Annotated in this window: 16 protein-coding genes; 11 read left to right on the top strand and 5 right to left on the bottom strand. The window is 50.8% G+C overall.

Annotation, left to right across the window (positions count from 1 at the left end; translation table 11 throughout):
• Positions 1-12: 12 nt before the first annotated feature.
• A complete protein-coding gene (locus M2371_RS18475) occupies positions 13-1,344 on the bottom strand; it encodes an MFS transporter (RefSeq protein WP_034493010.1) in 1,332 nt (443 codons plus the stop codon).
• Between the two features lie 397 nt (positions 1,345-1,741).
• Between M2371_RS18475 and garD the strand changes: the two genes are divergently transcribed.
• Entirely contained in the window at positions 1,742-3,313 is a 1,572-nt protein-coding gene (gene garD, locus M2371_RS18470) for a galactarate dehydratase (protein ID WP_259268403.1), read from the top strand.
• Positions 3,314-3,358: 45 nt separating this feature from the next.
• Here the strand turns inward: garD and M2371_RS18465 are convergent, their stop codons facing one another.
• Positions 3,359-4,288 (bottom strand): LysR family transcriptional regulator, encoded by a 930-nt coding sequence (locus M2371_RS18465; protein ID WP_259268402.1) that lies wholly within the window; start codon positions 4,286-4,288, stop codon positions 3,359-3,361.
• A gap of 136 nt (positions 4,289-4,424) precedes the next feature.
• On the opposite strand from M2371_RS18465, the gene M2371_RS18460 reads away from it, so the two are divergent.
• A complete protein-coding gene (locus M2371_RS18460; RefSeq protein ID WP_259268401.1) occupies positions 4,425-5,819 on the top strand; it encodes an MFS transporter in 1,395 nt (464 codons plus the stop codon).
• A 37-nt stretch (positions 5,820-5,856) separates the two neighbouring features.
• Here M2371_RS18460 and M2371_RS18455 read toward each other — a convergent pair whose 3' ends face one another.
• On the bottom strand, positions 5,857-6,858 hold the full coding sequence (locus M2371_RS18455) for a Fic family protein (protein WP_259268400.1): 1,002 nt from the start codon (positions 6,856-6,858) through the stop codon (positions 5,857-5,859).
• 27 nt (positions 6,859-6,885) lie between these two features.
• Positions 6,886-7,704, bottom strand: coding sequence for a DeoR family transcriptional regulator (locus M2371_RS18450; protein ID WP_259268399.1), 819 nt, complete (start codon positions 7,702-7,704; stop codon positions 6,886-6,888).
• A 250-nt stretch (positions 7,705-7,954) separates the two neighbouring features.
• On the opposite strand from M2371_RS18450, the gene kbaZ reads away from it, so the two are divergent.
• The 9 genes from kbaZ to M2371_RS18405 all read left to right on the top strand — a co-directional run bounded on the left by kbaZ (position 7,955) and on the right by M2371_RS18405 (position 17,324).
• A complete protein-coding gene (kbaZ, locus tag M2371_RS18445; protein ID WP_259268398.1) occupies positions 7,955-9,256 on the top strand; it encodes a tagatose-bisphosphate aldolase subunit KbaZ in 1,302 nt (433 codons plus the stop codon).
• Positions 9,257-9,274: 18 nt separating this feature from the next.
• Entirely contained in the window at positions 9,275-9,748 is a 474-nt protein-coding gene (gene agaV, locus M2371_RS18440; RefSeq protein WP_034492996.1) for a PTS N-acetylgalactosamine transporter subunit IIB, read from the top strand.
• 10 nt (positions 9,749-9,758) lie between these two features.
• Entirely contained in the window at positions 9,759-10,541 is a 783-nt protein-coding gene (gene agaW / locus M2371_RS18435) for a PTS N-acetylgalactosamine transporter subunit IIC (protein WP_034492995.1), read from the top strand.
• A complete protein-coding gene (gene agaE, locus M2371_RS18430) occupies positions 10,531-11,406 on the top strand; it encodes a PTS N-acetylgalactosamine transporter subunit IID (protein WP_064540468.1) in 876 nt (291 codons plus the stop codon). The genes agaW and agaE overlap by 11 nt, the downstream gene beginning before the upstream one ends.
• Before the next feature lie 29 nt (positions 11,407-11,435).
• A complete protein-coding gene (agaF, locus tag M2371_RS18425; protein ID WP_172895642.1) occupies positions 11,436-11,870 on the top strand; it encodes a PTS galactosamine/N-acetylgalactosamine transporter subunit IIA in 435 nt (144 codons plus the stop codon).
• Positions 11,867-13,000: an N-acetylglucosamine-6-phosphate deacetylase gene (gene nagA / locus M2371_RS18420; protein WP_259268397.1), complete on the top strand. Its 1,134-nt coding sequence runs from the start codon at positions 11,867-11,869 to the stop codon at positions 12,998-13,000. Before agaF ends, nagA begins: the two co-directional genes overlap by 4 nt.
• Positions 13,001-13,303: 303 nt before the next feature.
• Positions 13,304-14,458 carry an SIS domain-containing protein gene (locus M2371_RS18415; protein WP_259268396.1) on the top strand — a complete coding sequence of 385 codons (1,155 nt, stop codon included), beginning with the start codon at positions 13,304-13,306 and terminating at the stop codon, positions 14,456-14,458.
• 12 nt (positions 14,459-14,470) lie between these two features.
• Positions 14,471-15,349, top strand: a complete 879-nt coding sequence (kbaY, locus tag M2371_RS18410) for a tagatose-bisphosphate aldolase subunit KbaY (RefSeq protein ID WP_259268395.1) — start codon at positions 14,471-14,473, stop codon at positions 15,347-15,349.
• Positions 15,350-15,425: 76 nt separating this feature from the next.
• Entirely contained in the window at positions 15,426-17,324 is a 1,899-nt protein-coding gene (locus M2371_RS18405; protein WP_259268394.1) for an enterotoxin, read from the top strand.
• Positions 17,325-17,383: 59 nt separating this feature from the next.
• Here M2371_RS18405 and M2371_RS18400 read toward each other — a convergent pair whose 3' ends face one another.
• On the bottom strand, positions 17,384-18,016 hold the full coding sequence (locus tag M2371_RS18400; RefSeq protein WP_259268393.1) for a hypothetical protein: 633 nt from the start codon (positions 18,014-18,016) through the stop codon (positions 17,384-17,386).
• Positions 18,017-18,066 lie beyond the last annotated feature (50 nt).

Here is an 18,066-nt window from a genome sequence, read left to right as displayed (position 1 = left end):
CCGTTGAGTGAATTACTTCTGCAATTCCATACGTTTAATGTCACCCACTACGAACAGATAACAAACCATTGCCATCAGCGCCGAACAGCCAACAAAGATCAGCGCCGCATTGAAGGAGTGAAGTTCAGAAACCAGGTAACCAATCACCAGTGGAGTCACGATAGAGGCTACGTTACCAAACACGTTGAATACTGCACCGCACAGGCCAACCATCTCTTTTGGTGCCGTATCCGCGATAACCGGCCAACCCAGCGCACCGAAACCTTTACCGAAGAAAGCGAATGCCATCAGCGTGACAACCAGTGCCGTGCTATCGGTGTAGTTACACAGAATAATGGTGGAAGCGAGTAGCATCCCGAGCACAATCGGTATCTTACGAGCTACGGTCAGTGAGTAACCGCGTTTGATTAACGAATCAGAGAACACGCCGCCCAACACGCCACCGGCGAAACCACACAGCGCCGGGATGGAAGCAACCATGCCTACTTTCAGAATCGACATACCTTTATCTTGCACCAGGTAAATCGGGAACCATGTCAGGAAGAACCAGGTGATGGTATTGATAAAGTACTGACCGAAGAACACGCCCAGCATCATGCGGTTAGTCAGCAACTGCTTGATGTAATGAAGTTTTGGCCCTTCAACCACTGCACCTGGTTTTTTGTGGTCCATATCAACCACTGCGCCACCTTTCGTGATGTAGTCCAGTTCTTCTTTAGACATACGAGGGTGGTCAGTTGGGTTGTGAATAAACTTCACCCACAGGAAAGTCAGCACAAAACCGATTCCGCCCATCACGGTAAAGACATGCTCCCAGCCCCATGCGAAGGTCAGCCAGCCGAGTAATGGAGAGAACAATGCCAGGGAGAAATACTGTGCGGAGTTAAAAATCGCAGAAGCGGTACCGCGTTCTTTGGTCGGGAACCAGGCCGCCACAATACGCGCGTTAGCCGGGAATGATGGCGCTTCAGAGAAACCAAGCATAAAGCGCATGATGAACATGGAAATGCCCGCATACGCCAGCGGCACCATATCCACAAAACCTTGCATGAACGTAAACAGCGACCAGAAGAACAGACTGTAGGTATACACTTTCTTCGAACCGTAGCGGTCAAGTAACCATCCGCCAGGGATTTGCATCAGCAGGTAAGCCCAGCCGAAAGCTGAGAAAATATAGCCCATTGAGATTGCACTGAGCTGTAATTCTTTAGCAACTTCAGTACCCGCAATAGAAAGAGTGGCGCGATCGGCATAGTTAATCGTCGTCACAATAAATATAATTAATAATATTAAGTAGCGGGTGTGCTTCCCTTTTTTTGCTTCCACAGCTGTATCTAAAATCATTTTCTACATCCTCTGTTGCGGGTACTTAATTCAAGGATTTTTTATTTATATAAAGCGTTATCTCACGAATATTTGTTCGGATAATACCGCTCTGGAAATTTACCTGGTGTTTGTCATTCGCAACACAGTATAGCCAGCACAGAACAAATGGACATTAGGCATATGCACAATAGATAACATTAAAAACATCTAATAGTTAAACCTATGCACATGTTTGTGGGGTGTATTGCACAATTTTATAGATTGCTCCCCCTATGCAATATGGCGTCATGATATTAAGTGATCACCGTCACATTTTTATTTCCTGTGTCCTGACATTCTTTATTTAGCTTGTGAGACAATCACGATTAGAAAATTATTTAATTAACATTCAGGTTGATTCTGGAGAATAGCGACAATGTCAAATATAGAAATTAAACAACAACCCCCTGGGTCGTTTTATATAAAAGTTCATGAGACAGACAATGTCGCTATTATTGTTAATGACAATGGCCTGAAAGCGGGTACGCGTTTCCCGGATGGTTTGGAACTCATCGAACATATCCCGCAAGGTCACAAAGCCGCTCTGGTCGATATTCCTGCCCACGGTGAAATCATTCGTTATGGGGAAGTGATCGGCTACGCAGTAAGGGATATTCCACGCGGTAGCTGGATTGACGAATCATTGGTGGAATTGCCAAAAGCCCCACCGCTTCACACCCTGCCATTAGCGACCAAAGTGCCTGAGCCATTGCCCCCCCTGGAAGGCTACACCTTTGAAGGCTATCGCAACGCGGATGGCAGCGTCGGCACGAAAAACCTGCTTGGCATCACCACCAGCGTGCATTGCGTCGCAGGCGTGGTGGATTATGTCATCAAAATTATTGAACGTGATTTACTGCCGAAATACCCCAATGTGGACGGCGTGGTCGGCCTGAATCACCTGTACGGCTGTGGCGTGGCGATCAACGCACCTGCGGCAGTCATTCCCATTCGCACCATTCATAATATCGCCCTGAATCCAAACTTTGGCGGCGAAATTATGGTCATTGGCCTCGGCTGCGAGAAGTTGCAGCCGGAGCGCCTGCTGGAAGGCACCGATGACGTGCAGTCGATTAATGTTGGCGACGCCAGCATCGTGCGCCTGCAAGACGAACACCACGTCGGCTTTAAATCGATGGTCGAAGATATTCTTAACGTCGCCGAGCGCCATCTCGCTAATCTGAACAAACGCCAGCGCGAAACCTGCCCGGCTTCTGAACTGGTAGTTGGTATGCAATGTGGCGGCAGCGATGCGTTTTCCGGCGTGACCGCTAACCCGGCTGTCGGTTACGCATCCGATTTATTAGTACGCTGCGGCGCAACGGTGATGTTCTCGGAAGTCACCGAAGTGCGCGATGCCATCCACCTGTTAACGCCACGCGCCATCAACGAAGAAGTCGGCAAGCGTCTGCTCGAAGAGATGGAATGGTATGACAACTATCTGGACATGGGCAAAACCGACCGTAGCGCCAACCCCTCTCCAGGTAACAAAAAAGGCGGCCTGGCAAATGTGGTGGAAAAAGCCCTCGGCTCCATTGCTAAATCTGGCCAGAGCGCGATTGTCGAAGTGCTTTCGCCGGGTCAACGCCCAACCAAACGCGGCCTAATTTACGCCGCCACACCAGCCAGTGATTTCGTTTGTGGCACACAGCAGGTGGCTTCCGGCATTACAGTGCAAGTGTTCACTACCGGTCGTGGAACGCCATACGGCTTGCTGGCAGTCCCGGTGATTAAAATGGCCACCCGCACCGCACTGGCAAACCGTTGGTACGATTTAATGGATATCAACGCAGGCACCATCGCCACCGGTGAAGCAACCATTGAGGATGTGGGCTGGGAGTTGTTTGAATTTATTCTGGATGTGGCGAGCGGACGTAAGAAAACCTTCTCGGATCAGTGGGGGCTTCACAACGCATTAGCCGTTTTCAACCCGGCACCTGTGACCTGATTCATTTAAAAACGGCGGATGACGAAGCGTCATCCGCCATCAGCCTTACCCCGGTACTTTCTCGCGGCAAACCTTCAACACCAACTGCCGCAGCCAGCGATGCGCCGGGTCTGCTTCTGAACGCGGGTGCCACATCAACGATACCGTAATCTCATTGGTTTTCACCGGCAGCTCAAAAACATGAAGCCGCGCTTCCCCGGAATTGCCATATAACCCCGGCTGATTGAGCAAGAAAGTCGCTGGCACTAAAGCCACTAAATCAGACGCCTGAGCCACTGCTAACGCAGCAGGAAAACCCGGCACCAACGCGGCAATCTTGCGTTCTAAATTCAGCTCTGCAAGCAGCGTATCAACCGGGCCGATTCCGCGATCGTGGCGCGACACCACCACATGTCCCAACGCAGCATACCTCGCAGGGGTAATTTCACTTTCTTGCTCAAGCGGATGATCCTTTCTGACCACGCCGACAAACTTGTCACGATATAACGCCGTAATACGTATCTCTGGCCCCATTTCCCCGAGTACGCCGACTTCAAAATCAATCTGCCCCTCGCGTAAATACTTCGCCGTTTTCTCCGGTTTAGGCATAAAACGCAGTTGCACGAAAGGTGCGACAGTGGCGACCGCCGCAATCAGCGCGGCACCAAAAATCTCGATGAATCCCGCATTGGTGCGCAGGGTGAAACGGCGCTCAAGCGTAGCAAGATTGAGCGCGGCATTTGCCGGACGCAGAATCGCACGGGCCGCAAACACTGCGTTTTGCGTACGCGGCCGAATCTCTTCTGCGTAAGGTGTGAGCACCATATTGCGCCCGGCGCGCACCAGCAAAGGATCGCCCGTGGTATCGCGCAGGCGGCTCAACGTGCGACTCATAGCCGACGCGCTGAGTCCCAAACGACGCGCAGCACCCGCCACACTTCCTTCAGCAAGAAGCACATCAAGCGCAATGAGTAAGTTCAAATCGGGTTCATTCATATTCAGGATGGTCACTCGTCGTTGAAAATGAGAGATGGCGTTTCATGCATCTTTAAAGTGCAAATGCTGCGCCTTCCGCCATATCTAATACACCGCTATATTTCCGCTATCAACCCGTAAAATAGAGTTCCCACAAATGGCGTTATTTTCCAGTCTACCCGGCGATGAAGGTTTACCCGGCTTCGAGCGTGGTTTAGCGATGGCTGCCGTCATGACAATGGCGGCAATGGTGGTGTTCGACGGCTCGATGATTAACATCGCGCTGCCGCAAATCGCCCGGTCACTTAACGCCTCCGTTGGCGCTACCGTCTGGGTGGCGAACGGCTACCTGCTATCGGCGGCAATGACGCTTGCGATCTTCGCCGCACTTTCCAGCCGCCTCGGGTTCCGCTCCGTTTTCACTTTTGGCCTGAGCGTTTTCACGCTAGCCTCTGTGGGTTGCGCGTTATCGACATCACTGGATATGCTAATCGCCATGCGCGTCTTACAAGGGATTGGCGGGGCTGCCACGTTAAGTATTGGCCCGGCAATTCTGCGCTCGGTTTTCCCTAACCGCCTGTTAGGGCGCGTCCTTGGTCTCAATGCCTTACTGATAGGCACCAGCACCGCTATCGCGCCCATTCTCGGGGGAACCATACTCTCGACATTGAGCTGGCAATGGCTGTTTGCGATTAACATTCCGCTGGGCATTATCGCGATGCTACTCGCCTTGCGTGTGGTGCCGCATAATCCGGCGTTAAAGCGTGAACCGTTTGATTACGCAGGGGCCGTGCTTTCCGCCGTTGCGTTAGGCGCCCTGGTGATGGCCGCCGATGCTTTTACACATCAGGGAAATAGCGACCTGATAACCGCATTGATTTATGGTGGCATCGCAATATTCACTGGAATGGCGTTCGTCTGGGTTCAACGCCGCGCAACAAAGCCGCTGCTCCCGCTCAACATTTTTGCCTCTTCACGATTTTCGCTGGCCGCGCTCACTTCTTTGGCATCTTTTGTCAGCCAGGGGATAACCTTTATCGCGCTACCCTTCCTGTTTCAGAGCGTTTACGGTTACAGCGCGCTGGTTTCAGCACTGCTTTTCACACCGTGGCCCATCGGTATCATTCTGGCCGCACCCCATGCCGGGCGTCTTGCCGACCGCTATTCAGCGGCGATCATTTCCACCATTGGCTTGAGTATTTTTGCGGTTGGCCTGGCATTGCTGGCGATGCTCCCGGAACACGCTCAGGCGTGGGATATCTGCCTGCGTAGCCTGTTATGCGGAATCGGTTTTGGCTGTTTCCAAAGCCCGAACAACAGAGAAATGCTGTCCAATGCCTCACGCGAAAACAGCGGTTACGCTTCAGGCGTGCTGGCGATTATGCGCACCTTCGGCCAGTGCCTGGGTGCTGCCTTTGTTGGCGTGTTTATGTCGATTTATGCGCAAAGCAGCGCCATACATATCAGCCTTTGGCTGGCGGTTATCGCGACGGTGTTAGCCATTGCGCTAAGCGTGAGTCGTTTGCGGGGATATAAATTAGCGGCGGGGTGAGATGAGTCCAGGCTGGTGTGGTTTGTGCCACACCTCTTTACATCACCAGCCATGAGCCTTTTTTTGTCGCTCCCTTTCGCTGGAGTTTTCCTTTCTCCTGAAGTGATTTGATATTCCTTTCAATCGTCCTGCGACTTCTGCCAAGCACTTCGACCAGTTCGGCAACGGTTGCATGAGGTTTATTGGCTAACACCTTAAGAAGTTGGTATTCGCCAGCATTTATTTCTCCCGCCACTTCTCCCGCCACTTCTCCCGCCACTTTGGCGGTTCTGCTCTGCTGCGTGGCAATGCCTTCACTCAAACCCTCGATTAATTTCTCAAGCATGAAATCGATAAAGAGAGTGCAATCACTCGCCCGATCACATTCACCTAATACCTGGTAATAGCTTTTCTGTTTATTATGAATGATGGTTTCCACGGGCAGCCATGCCAGCTCTTCACGCCACTCACTCAGAATAAGCGTTTGCCATAGCCGCCCCATTCGCCCATTTCCGTCAGCGAAAGGATGAATAAATTCAAATTCATAATGAAAAATTGAACTGGCGATCAGTGGATGAACGTCTGTCTGGTGCAACCAGCCAAGCAAATCAGCCATTAAGCGTGAAACCTGATTGGCTGGAGGGGCCATATGGATTAACTGTTTGTTCCTGTAGACCCCTACATTTCCGGTTCTGAATTGTCCAGGAGCATCGACCAGGCCAGCCATTAAAACCTGTTGCGCCGCGAGCAAGTCCTGCACGCTCCCACTTTTCCAGAAAAACATCGTCTCATAAGCAAGAATGGCGTTGCGGACTTCCTGAATATCTTTCGCCGGAGCCAGCACCCGTTTGCCATCCATAAGAGCAGAAACCTGCTCAGTTGAGAGGCTGTTATGTTCAATTGCAAGCGACGCCTGGATGGTACGAATACGATTTTCTTTCCGTAGCATTGGTGATGCTTGTTCAGCATGGGCGGCCCAGCGACCTAACAATTCACCAATCTCGACCACTCGATTAATAATCGATGGAGTGATACTAAAAGGTGGTTGGTAAACAGCCATAAGGCGGCCTCCTGCATGAAAAGGACATTACAATTTCTCTTCGCCCACCAAAACTACTTCAATGCCGCCTTTACGCAGCCCCTTCAGGCTCTCTTCAGGAATACCCGCGTCGGTGATCACCATATGGATCCGTTGGGTATCAATGATCTTATGCAGGCTGGAGCGGTTAAATTTCGTAGAGTCCGTGACTACAATTACGCGTTCAGCCACTTCGCACATACGGCGGTTAAGGCGCGCTTCATCTTCGTTATGCGTGCTGACACCGCGTTCAAGATCGATGGCATCAACGCCGAGGAATAGCATGTCGAAGTGATAGTTTTGCAGCGATTGATCGGCCTGATCCCCATAGAATGACAGCGACTGGCGGCGCAAATGCCCACCGGTCATCAGCAATTCCACGCCTTCTGCTTCAAGCAATGCATTTGCCACGTTTAAACCGTTAGTCATGGCGATGACTTCTTTATGGTTGCGCAGGTGGCGAGCAATTTCATAAGTCGTGGTGCCGGAGTCAAGAATAACGCGGTGGCCCGGTTTAATAAGATCCGCCGCCGCGCGCGCGATGCTGCGTTTCAGCGAGGTATTCAGAGAGCTTTTATCTTCAACCGTCGGTTCAACCGCCGCCGTCCCTGAATCGCAGACCAGCGCCCCGCCGTAAGCACGCACCGCCACGCCCTGCTTTTCAAGGAAAGCCAGATCGTTACGGATCGTCACCGTCGAAACACCAAAAAATGAAGAGAGATCATTAACCTGCACACTTCCCTGCTGGCGAAGACGCTGGATGATTTGTTCGCGCCTTTCACTTGTACCTGTTACACGCTTGTCCGTTGCTGCGTCGGTATTGCTCATAATAGATCCTTTCATAAAACCTTTCGTTTCATTTCACTTCGCCTATTAACACCTTTCTTTTCGCGGAAAGCAAGCCTTACATCGCCTGCTGCATTCACTGTCATCATGTCAAATAGGCTTTCATTATGTTTCTTTTGCGAAACAGATCGCAATTCTATTATCTTTCGTTTTGTTTTTATCGCACGATACATCACTATTAAATGAAACAAATCGAAAGACAAATAGTTCCCCAACTCATACGGAGAGGAAAGTGAAACATTTAACCGCGTTTGTGGCCGACCATAAACAGGACTCACGATGTGGCATTTTTGCCGTCTGTTCCGCTCACCCAATGGTTCTAGAAGCGGCAATGCGCCATGCAAGAGAAGCAAAATCTCTCTTATTGATTGAAGCGACGTCCAACCAGGTCGATCAGCATGGCGGTTACACCGGAATGACGCCGCAACACTTCCGCGAGTTTGTTGAGTCAATGGCAGACCAATATCACTTCCCACGCGAAAACCTGATTCTGGGCGGCGATCACCTTGGCCCAAACCGCTGGCAGGGACTGAACGCAGAAGAAGCCATGCGCAATGCAGATGAGTTGATTCGTTGCTATGTCGCCGCAGGTTTTAAAAAGATCCATCTCGATTGCAGTATGTCCTGCGCTGATGACCCGGTGCCGTTGACGGATACTATTGTTGCGATGCGTGCCGCAAGACTGGCGAAAATTGCCGAACAAACCTGTGCTGAGAAATTCGGCGAGTCCGATTTAGTTTACGTTATCGGCACTGAAGTTCCGGTTCCCGGCGGCGCGCACGAAACGCTGGCGGAACTCGCGGTGACGACACCGCAGGCCGCAAAAGCCACACTGGAAGCTCACCGCCACGCTTTTGAATTACAAGGTTTAAGCGAGATCTGGCCGCGGATTATTGGCCTGGTCGTTCAGCCAGGCGTTGAATTCGACCACACGCAAGTTATCGATTATCAGCCGGAAAAATCACTTTTCCTGAGCCAGATGATTGAAGCGTTCGACACCCTTGTGTTTGAAGCGCATTCCACCGATTACCAGACCCCGCAGGCATTGCAGCAGCTCGTTCAGAACCACTTTGCGATTCTGAAAGTCGGCCCGGCACTGACCTTTGCACTCCGTGAAGCACTATTTTCACTGGCCGCTATCGAGCATGAACTACGCCCGGCACACAAATGCTCAGGGCTGCGGGAAGTGCTGGAAAACGTCATGCTCGAGCAACCTGAATACTGGAAACACCATTATCACGGGAATACCAGCGACTGCCGTCTGGCACGTGGCTACAGCTTCTCTGACCGCGTCCGCTATTACTGGCCGGATCGTGAGATTGACGAAGCATATTCAAACCTTGTTACTAATCTGGCCGGTGAATCTATTCCTTTGCCGCTCATCAGTCAGTATCTGCCACTTCAATACGCTAAGGTCCGTGAAGGAAAAATCGCGGCCACGCCGCATGAGCTGATTATCGACCATATCCAGGACGTGTTGCACCAGTACCATTGTGCCTGTCTGGGCACACAAAAATCTCGATTAACACAATGATAATAAGAGGAAAAAAACATGCCAAACATTGTATTAAGCCGCATTGATGAGCGACTGATTCACGGCCAGGTAGGCGTTCAATGGGTCGGATTTTCCGGAGCAAACCTCGTCCTCGTGGCTAACGACGAAGTTGCCGAAGATACGGTACAGCAAAATTTGATGGAGATGGTTCTGGCGGAAGGAATTGCCGTGCGTTTCTGGTCGCTGCAAAAAGTTATCGACAATATTCACCGCGCAGCCGACCGCCAGAAGATCCTTTTGGTATGCAAAAACCCTAATGATTTTCTGACGTTAGTAAAAGGTGATGTGCCTGTTTCGCGGATCAACGTCGGCAACATGCACTACGCAGAAGGCAAAAAACAAATCGCGAAAACCGTCTCTATAGATGACCAGGATATTGCCGCTTTTGATGGCCTACAAAAGGCTGGAGTGGAATGTTTTGTTCAGGGTGTGCCGACGGAATCCGCGCAGGATCTCTACAAACTCCTCTGAGGGATTTTCTATGGAAATTAGCTTATTACAGGCGTTAGCGTTGGGTATTCTGGCCTTTATTGCGGGTCTGGATATGTTCAACGGCCTGACGCACATGCACCGCCCTGTCGTCCTGGGGCCGCTGGTTGGCTTGATTCTTGGCGATCTTCATACCGGTATTTTATGTGGCGGTACGCTGGAACTGGTGTGGATGGGCCTTGCACCATTGGCAGGCGCACAGCCACCTAACGTGATTATCGGCACCATTGTTGGCACCACATTTGCCATCACAACGGGTGTCAAACCTGAAGTCGCAGTGGGTGTTGCGGTGCCGTTCGCCGTGGCCGTGCAAATGGGGATTACCTTCCTGTTCTCAATTATGTCCGGCGTGATGGCCCGCTGCGATCGCATGGCAGCCAACGCCGACACCGACGGCATTGAACGCGTGAATTACCTGGCATTACTCGCACTCGGTATCTTCTATTTCTTGTGCGCCTTCCTGCCCATTTATTTCGGCGCGGAACACGCCAAAACCGCTATCGACTTGCTGCCTGCTCGCCTGATTGACGGCCTCGGTGTGGCGGGCGGCATCATGCCAGCCATCGGTTTTGCCGTGTTGCTGAAAATCATGATGAAGAATGTCTACATTCCTTATTTCATTCTCGGCTTTGTGGCTGCCGCCTGGCTGAAACTGCCAGTGCTGGCCATTGCCGCCGCCGCATTAGCCATGGCGCTGATTGATTTCTTACGCAAAGACCCGGCACCGCAGCAACCTACACACGTGAAGCAAGAGGAATTTGAAGATGGGATCTAACGAACAGACTCTGCCAGGCGTTAACGTCGCTGACACCGCCGAGGTCGATAAAAATGATAATGTCTATGAAGATCAGCGTATTGGTGCGGAACTGACTAAACAGGATATTAACCGTGTGGCATGGCGTTCCATGCTGTTACAGGCGTCGTTTAACTATGAACGTATGCAGGCATCCGGCTGGCTTTACGGTTTGTTGCCCGCGCTGAAAAAAATCCATACCAACAAAAACGACCTGGCTCGCGCTATGAAAGGTCACATGGGATTCTTCAATACTCACCCATTCCTCGTGACCTTTGTTATCGGCATTATCCTGGCGATGGAGCGCTCAAAGCAGGATGTGAATAGCATCCAGAGCACGAAAATTGCCGTCGGTGCACCGCTGGGCGGGATTGGCGACGCCATGTTCTGGCTGACCCTGCTGCCTATTTGCGGCGGTATCGGGGCAAGCCTGGCATTACAAGGTTCGATACTTGGCGCAGTTATCTTCATCGTACTGTTTAACGTCGTGCATCTCGGCCTGCGTTTTGGCCTGGCACATTACGCCTACCGCATGGGTGTGGCCGCCATCCCATTGATCAAAGCCAACACTCGCAAAGTCGGCCATGCTGCATCTATTGTGGGGATGACGGTGATTGGCGCACTGGTAGCCACTTACGTTCGCCTCTCTACCACCCTTGAAATCACCGCCGGCGATGCGGTGGTAAAACTGCAAACTGATGTTATCGACAAACTGATGCCGGCATTTTTGCCACTGGTTTACACCCTGTGCATGTATGCGCTGGTGCGCCGCGGCTGGAGTCCACTGCGCCTTATCGGTATCACTGTCGTTCTGGGTGTTGTCGGGAAGTTTGCCCACTTCCTGTAAATGAGTCCCTGTAAGCGAGATAAAACAATATGTTAAGTATTATTCTCAGCGGTCACGGTGGCTTTGCCACCGGGCTGGAAAAAGCGATGAAGCAGATCCTCGGTGAACAGGAACAATTTATCGCCATTGATTTCCCTGAAACCTCTTCAACAGCACTCCTGACGGCACAGTTTGAAGAAGCGATCGGCGCATTAGATGAAAGCGAAGGCCTGGTATTTTTAACCGATTTACTCGGCGGCACACCGTTCCGCGTGGCTTCAACCATGGCGCTAGAGAAGCCAGGGCGTGAAGTCATTACCGGCATCAACCTGCAACTGCTGCTGGAAATGGTGCTGGAGCGTGATGGCCTGAGCAGCAAAGAGTTCCGTCTTCAGGCGCTGGAATGCGGCCATCGTGGGTTAACCAGCCTGGTCGATGAAATGGGGCGTTACCGTGAAGAACAGGCGGTTGAGGAAGGAATATGACCACGCTGCTGCGCGCCAGGCGTGTTCTGACCGAACAAGGCTGGCTGGACGATCATCAGTTACGCATTGAAAACGAAACGATTGTCGCCATAGAGCCGATTACTGCGGGCACCCTGGTGCGTGAGGCTGAGCTGCTTTGCCCGGCTTACATCGACATTCATGTTCACGGTGGTGATGGGGTTGATGTGATGGATGACGACCCCGGCGTCCTCGAGCGGCTGGCAATACACAAAGCGCGTGAAGGTGTGGGTGGCTGGCTGCCCACTACCGTTACCGCCCCGCTTGCGGATATCGAGCGGGCATTGCAGCGAATTGCACAGCGCTATTATCGCGGCGGGCCGGGAGCCAGTGTACTGGGCAGCTATCTTGAAGGGCCGTATTTTACACCGCAGAACAAAGGCGCTCATCCGCCAGAATTGTTCCGCGAGTTAGATACTGCCGAGCTGGACAGGTTGATAGAGGTGTCGCAAAACACCTTGCGCGTAGTTGCGCTGGCACCGGAAAAACCCGCAGCGCTGGAAACCATCAAGCATCTGAAAAGTCGTGATGTGCGCGTGATGCTTGGCCACAGTGCCGCCAGTTATGAAGAAACCATAATGGCGTTTGATGCCGGAGCCGACGGGCTGGTGCATTGCTTTAACGGCATGACGGGCCTGCACCATCGTAGTCCAGGCATGGTGGGCGCGGGTTTAAGCGATAAACGTGCGTGGCTGGAACTCATTGCCGATGGGCACCATGTTCACCCTGCTGTAATGAATATTTGTTGCCACTGCGCGAAATCGCAAATCGTGCTTATCACCGATGCCATGAGTGCCGCCGGAATGCCAGATGGCGACTATTCGATTTGCGGGCATCCGGTGACCATGCAAAATAGCATTGTGAAAACTGAAAGCGGCGGGCTTGCCGGAAGCACGCTCTCGCTTGATGCAGCGGTGCGTAATCTGGTCAACAGCGCTGGCGTAGCCGTTGAGGATGCCATTCACATGGCTTCGCTGCACCCTGCAAAAATGCTCGGCCTGGATAACTCTCTTGGCTCCCTGGCGGTGGGAAAACGCGCCAATCTGAATGCGCTTAACCCGCAGCTTTTACTGCAAAACATCTGGATTAACGGCCAGGCTGTCCTCCTGTAGCTCTTTCATTGTGCTCCGTTTTGGTCTGCTAACCACCCCGTGGCAGACCTTTCTTTTCCTTTCGATTAAATCCGCGAGCACTATTATTTTTTTATACATTACTATTTAAATCAAATAATTAATTAAATTCGATCGATTTAGAGATCACATTTTTCGTTTTATTGTTTTTCTTACATTGACCTTTCGTTTTCTTTTCTATAGATTTTATTTAAGCATGAAGTTGAGTAAATGAAACAAAACGAAAGATTGTCCTGTACTGCTTTGTGCTACTTCCGATGATCTTGCACTGCTAAGGACTGAGTTATGAGCGAAACCCAATCTGCCTGTCTTTCCGGCACATCAACCTGGACTGAAAAAGAGATCCGCCAACAACCGGCAAGCTGGATCCAGTCACTAAAAAATATTGGCCATCAACGTAGCAACATCGACGCGTTCCTGGCGCCTTTGCTACAAAACACCTCATTAAAAATCATCCTGACGGGTGCAGGAACCTCCGCATTTATTGGCGACATTATTACGCCATGGCTTTCGCGCCACACCGGGAAAAACTTTGCTGCCGTGCCGACCACGGACCTCGTGACCAATCCAATGGACTATTTAACCGAGCAAGAGCCGACGCTACTGGTTTCGTTTGCACGCTCAGGCAACAGCCCGGAAAGTGTGGCGGCGGTCGATTTAGTCAACCAGGTCGTGAAGGACTGCTACCACCTGATAATTACCTGTAACGAAGCCGGTAGCCTGTATCAAAACGCCGCGACCAGTGGCAATTCGCTGGCATTGTTAATGCCGCCAGAAACCCACGATCGCGGTTTCGCGATGACCAGCAGTATTACCACCATGATGGCGAGCTGCCTTGCGGTGTTTGCGCCCGACGTCATCAATAGCGCTACTTTCCAGGATGTCGCCGAACGCTGCGAAGAAATTATTGCCTCGCAATGTGACCTCAGCGAAAGCGTGTTTGGCGACCTTCCTTTCAAACGTGTCGTCTACCTCGGCAGTGGCGGTTTACAGGGTGTTGCGCGTGAATCCGCGCTGAAAGTTCTGGAGCTAACAGCAGGAAAATTAGCCGCGTTTTATGACTCCCCTACGGGTTTCCGCCACGGTCCAAAATCGCTGGTCAATAACGAAACGTTAGTCGTGGTCTTTATCTCAAGCCACCCTTACACACGCCAGTACGACCTGGATTTGCTGGCTGAGCTACGCCGTGACCATCAGGCCTTGCGCGTAGTCGCTATCTGCTCGTCACCTTGCCCGGAAGTAGAAACAGGGCCACATATCTGGCTGCCCCCTTCTCGAGAGTTCATCGACGTCGAGCAGGCTTTCTGCTTCCTGATGTATGCCCAGATTTTCGCACTGACCGAATCAATCAAAGCAGGCATTACCCCTGACACGCCATCTGCCACCGGCACGGTTAACCGTGTTGTGAAAGGTGTGATTATTCATCCGTGGAAAGGCTGAGAGGATTACAACATGAGTATTATTTCCACTAAATATCTTCTGCAAGATGCGCAGGCCCGAGGCTACGCCGTACCTGCGTTTAATATTCACAACGCAGAAACTATCCAGGCGATTCTGGAAGTCTGCAAAGAGATGCAGTCTCCGGTCATTCTTGCGGGCACGCCCGGTACCTTTAAACATATCGCGTTTGAAGAGATCTACGCGTTGTGCGAAGCCTACTCCGAAAGCTATGACATGCCACTGGCGCTGCATCTGGACCATCATGAATCGCTGGCCGATATCAGCCGCAAGGTGAATGCAGGCGTGCGCAGCGCGATGATTGACGGCAGCCACTTCCCGCTGGCAGAAAACGTGCGCCTGGTGAAATCAGTGGTCGATTTTTGCCACCGTAATGATTGCAGTGTCGAAGCCGAATTAGGCCGTCTCGGCGGGGTGGAAGACGATATGGATGTAGATGAAGAAAGCGCTTTCCTCACCGATCCGCAAGAAGCACGCCGCTTTGTCGAGCTCACCGGTATCGACAGCCTGGCGGTAGCCATCGGCACCGCTCATGGGCTTTATACTAAACGCCCGAAAATTGACTTCCAGCGCCTGGGCGAAATTCGCGAAGTGGTGGATATTCCGCTGGTTCTGCACGGTGCGAGCGATGTGCCAGATGAATACGTCAGACGCGCCATTGAACTTGGCGTGTGCAAAGTGAACGTGGCAACCGAATTAAAAATCGCCTTTGCCGCGGCGGTGAAAAAGTGGTTCACCGATAACCCGGAAGGCAACGATCCACGCTACTACATGCGCGTTGGAATGGACGCAATGAAAGAAGTGGTACGCAGTAAAGTCACCGTTTGTGGTTCTGCCAATAAATTAATTCTCGAAACAGAAACAACGCTTTAAATCCTTTCCCTTCAGGGTATTGCCTGCGAATGCGGGTAATACCCTACGTTTGAAAATACCCTGACAGGAAACTCAGATGAATAGAATGATTAAAAGCTCGTTATTACTTTTACTGGTCAGCAATGGCGCATTGGCGTCCGAATATCTGCTCAATAACAACAATATCTCCATCTCATTTGACGATACCAATTCTGCGGTCTTAATTAAGGACAAACTTTCCCAGAGCAAACTCGCGCCTAAAGAGTTGTTCTTTTTAACGCTCCCGAACGAAGATGTTATCCACGCTGCCGATTTTAAAATCAAAAACGTTAGCCAAAAAGATGACGCTATTCATATTGATTACGACCACAAAGATTTTGCAGTTACTGTCGTTTTGAATATTCTGAAAGGAAAATACGCCAGCATCGACTACACGATTAAAGCAAAAGGCAAAGCGCAGGATGTCGCGAAAATCACCTTCTTCCCGACCAAAGGGCAATCGCAAGCACCTTATGTTGATGGCGCGATTAATAGCTCACCGATTATTGCCGACAGCTTCTTTATTCTGCCGGAAAAACCTATCGTTAATACCTACGCGTACGAAACCACAACCAATCTGAATGTCGGCCTGAAAACCCCCATTAAAACCGATGCACCAGTGACCTACACCACCTATTTCGGCACCTTCGAGGCGACAAATCAGCTACGCCGCAACTTTAATGAATTCATTAACGCGATGCGCCCGCGCCCGTATCAGCCGTATTTGCACTACAACAGCTGGATGGATATCGGCTTCTTTACGACGTATACCGAACAAGATGTCCTTAACCGGATGGATGCCTACGCCAATGAATTAATAAAAAAACGTGGCGTGAAACTGGACGGATTTTTACTCGATGACGGCTGGGATGACCGCACGGGAAAATGGCTATTTGGCCCGGCGTTCAGCAATGGATTTGGCGTTGTAAAAGAAAAGGCTGACAGCTTAAATACCTCCGTCGGTTTATGGTTATCGCCATGGGGAGGTTATAACAAACCGCGTGATATCCGCGTTTCTCACGCCAAAGAAAATGGATTTGAAACCGTAGACGGTAAATTTGCCCTTTCCGGACCCAATTACTTCCGCAACTTTAACGAACAGATTATTAAGCTCATTAAGAACGAACATATTACCTCGTTCAAATTAGATGGCATGGGTAATGCCAATAACTGGATTCAAGGTAGCCAGTTCGCTTCAGATTTTGATGCCTCAATTGAGCTGATTAAAAACATGCGGGCAGCGAATAAAGACCTGTTTATTAACCTGACCACCGGTACAGACGCCAGCCCTTCGTGGCTATTTTATGCCGACTCTATCTGGCGCCAGGGCGATGATATCAACGTATATGGCAAAGGATCGCCGGTTCAACAATGGATGACCTACCGCGATGCTGAAACTTACCGTTCTATTGTGCGTAAAGGCCCGCTGTTCCCAATCAACTCGCTGATGTATCACGGAATTGTGAGTGCTGAAAATGCCTACTTCGGGCTTGAAAAAGTACAAACTGACAGTGATTTTGCCGACCAGGTCTGGAGCTACTTTGCTACCGGAACTCAGCTACAAGAGTTGTATATCACCCCATCCATGCTCAACAGCGCAAAATGGGACACCCTGGCCGACGCTGCGAAATGGTCGCGAGCAAATAGTGCAGTGTTAGTTGATACCCACTGGATTGGTGGCGACCCGACGGCGCTGGAAGTATATGGCTGGGCATCGTGGAGCAAAGATAAAGCTATCCTTGGTTTGCGTAATCCGTCTGATAAAGAACAAAGCTACTATCTCGATTTGACGAAGAGCTTTGAAATTCCTGATGGCGAAGCGACACAATTCGCACTCAAACCCGTCTATGGGGCAAATACCACTCTGCCGAGTAATTACAGCAAACCGGTTATTGTGACGCTGAAACCGCTGGAAACACTGGTGATAGAAGCCATGCCAGTGGCAGGGAAGAAATAGCCTGTAGTGATTGTGCTTAACACAAAAAACCCGCGAAAGCGGGTTTTCTAATTTGGGTCTTAATCAGCGGCTCTTTCTGCTACCAGCACAATACCTTTTCGGGTCTCATCAGGTGAGAGGCTCCAAATTTCTGACTCAGGAATGCTGTCACATTCGTAGCGAATGCGATCGCCGTCATAAGGATAGAAGTGCCCACTTTCTGTATCCAGAATGAATACATTGATTTTGTTAGACACTCTTGCGATACGCTTCCAGATGTTCTGACCACCAGCATATTGCTCATGATCGCTCATCAAGATCAGGCCGTGCTCAACGATCAAATGCTCATAAAGCGTCGTTGCGACTCTTGTATCCCGTAGTGGCTTGTCAACCACAACACCCTCAACTTGTGAAACAGCAGCAGACTCCCAGTAGCGTTTAACGACCAGGATGGACTCTCTCTGCTCAGCGCTTTTGCGTGGAATCAAATCCAGTTTTGCTGCAACGAGATGACGAAGCTCGCCTCTCTCATCCAACGAAGGTTCTGCATAAACAATAGCCGCAGCTGTTTTATCCTTTCGCAATACAATCCATGCTGGCACGCCGAGAATATCGGTAGTCCCTGTCACATCAAATGCACGTTCCAGAGCTGAAGGGCTATAGCTGATAGGGTAAAGAATCATATTTGAATCTCCCTGATACAACACCGGCATAATTTGCTCATCCTGAACAGACTAAAGTATGAGCAAACTACCATCGCTTA

This window comes from Buttiauxella sp. BIGb0471 (assembly GCF_024807715.1).
Taxonomy (GTDB): Bacteria; Pseudomonadota; Gammaproteobacteria; order Enterobacterales; family Enterobacteriaceae; genus Buttiauxella; species Buttiauxella agrestis.
This window is presented reverse-complemented; position numbering and strand designations above follow the sequence as displayed.

Coding starts and splice junctions, on each gene's coding strand:
- M2371_RS18475 (WP_034493010.1), bottom strand. CDS start 1,344: ATGATTTTAGATACAGCTGTGGAAGCAAAAAAAGGGAAGCACACCCGC.
- garD (WP_259268403.1), top strand. CDS start 1,742: ATGTCAAATATAGAAATTAAACAACAACCCCCTGGGTCGTTTTATATA.
- M2371_RS18465 (WP_259268402.1), bottom strand. CDS start 4,288: ATGAATGAACCCGATTTGAACTTACTCATTGCGCTTGATGTGCTTCTT.
- M2371_RS18460 (WP_259268401.1), top strand. CDS start 4,425: ATGGCGTTATTTTCCAGTCTACCCGGCGATGAAGGTTTACCCGGCTTC.
- M2371_RS18455 (WP_259268400.1), bottom strand. CDS start 6,858: ATGGCTGTTTACCAACCACCTTTTAGTATCACTCCATCGATTATTAAT.
- M2371_RS18450 (WP_259268399.1), bottom strand. CDS start 7,704: ATGAGCAATACCGACGCAGCAACGGACAAGCGTGTAACAGGTACAAGT.
- agaV (WP_034492996.1), top strand. CDS start 9,275: ATGCCAAACATTGTATTAAGCCGCATTGATGAGCGACTGATTCACGGC.
- agaW (WP_034492995.1), top strand. CDS start 9,759: ATGGAAATTAGCTTATTACAGGCGTTAGCGTTGGGTATTCTGGCCTTT.
- agaE (WP_064540468.1), top strand. CDS start 10,531: ATGGGATCTAACGAACAGACTCTGCCAGGCGTTAACGTCGCTGACACC.
- agaF (WP_172895642.1), top strand. CDS start 11,436: ATGTTAAGTATTATTCTCAGCGGTCACGGTGGCTTTGCCACCGGGCTG.
- nagA (WP_259268397.1), top strand. CDS start 11,867: ATGACCACGCTGCTGCGCGCCAGGCGTGTTCTGACCGAACAAGGCTGG.
- M2371_RS18415 (WP_259268396.1), top strand. CDS start 13,304: ATGAGCGAAACCCAATCTGCCTGTCTTTCCGGCACATCAACCTGGACT.
- kbaY (WP_259268395.1), top strand. CDS start 14,471: ATGAGTATTATTTCCACTAAATATCTTCTGCAAGATGCGCAGGCCCGA.
- M2371_RS18405 (WP_259268394.1), top strand. CDS start 15,426: ATGAATAGAATGATTAAAAGCTCGTTATTACTTTTACTGGTCAGCAAT.
- M2371_RS18400 (WP_259268393.1), bottom strand. CDS start 18,016: ATGCCGGTGTTGTATCAGGGAGATTCAAATATGATTCTTTACCCTATC.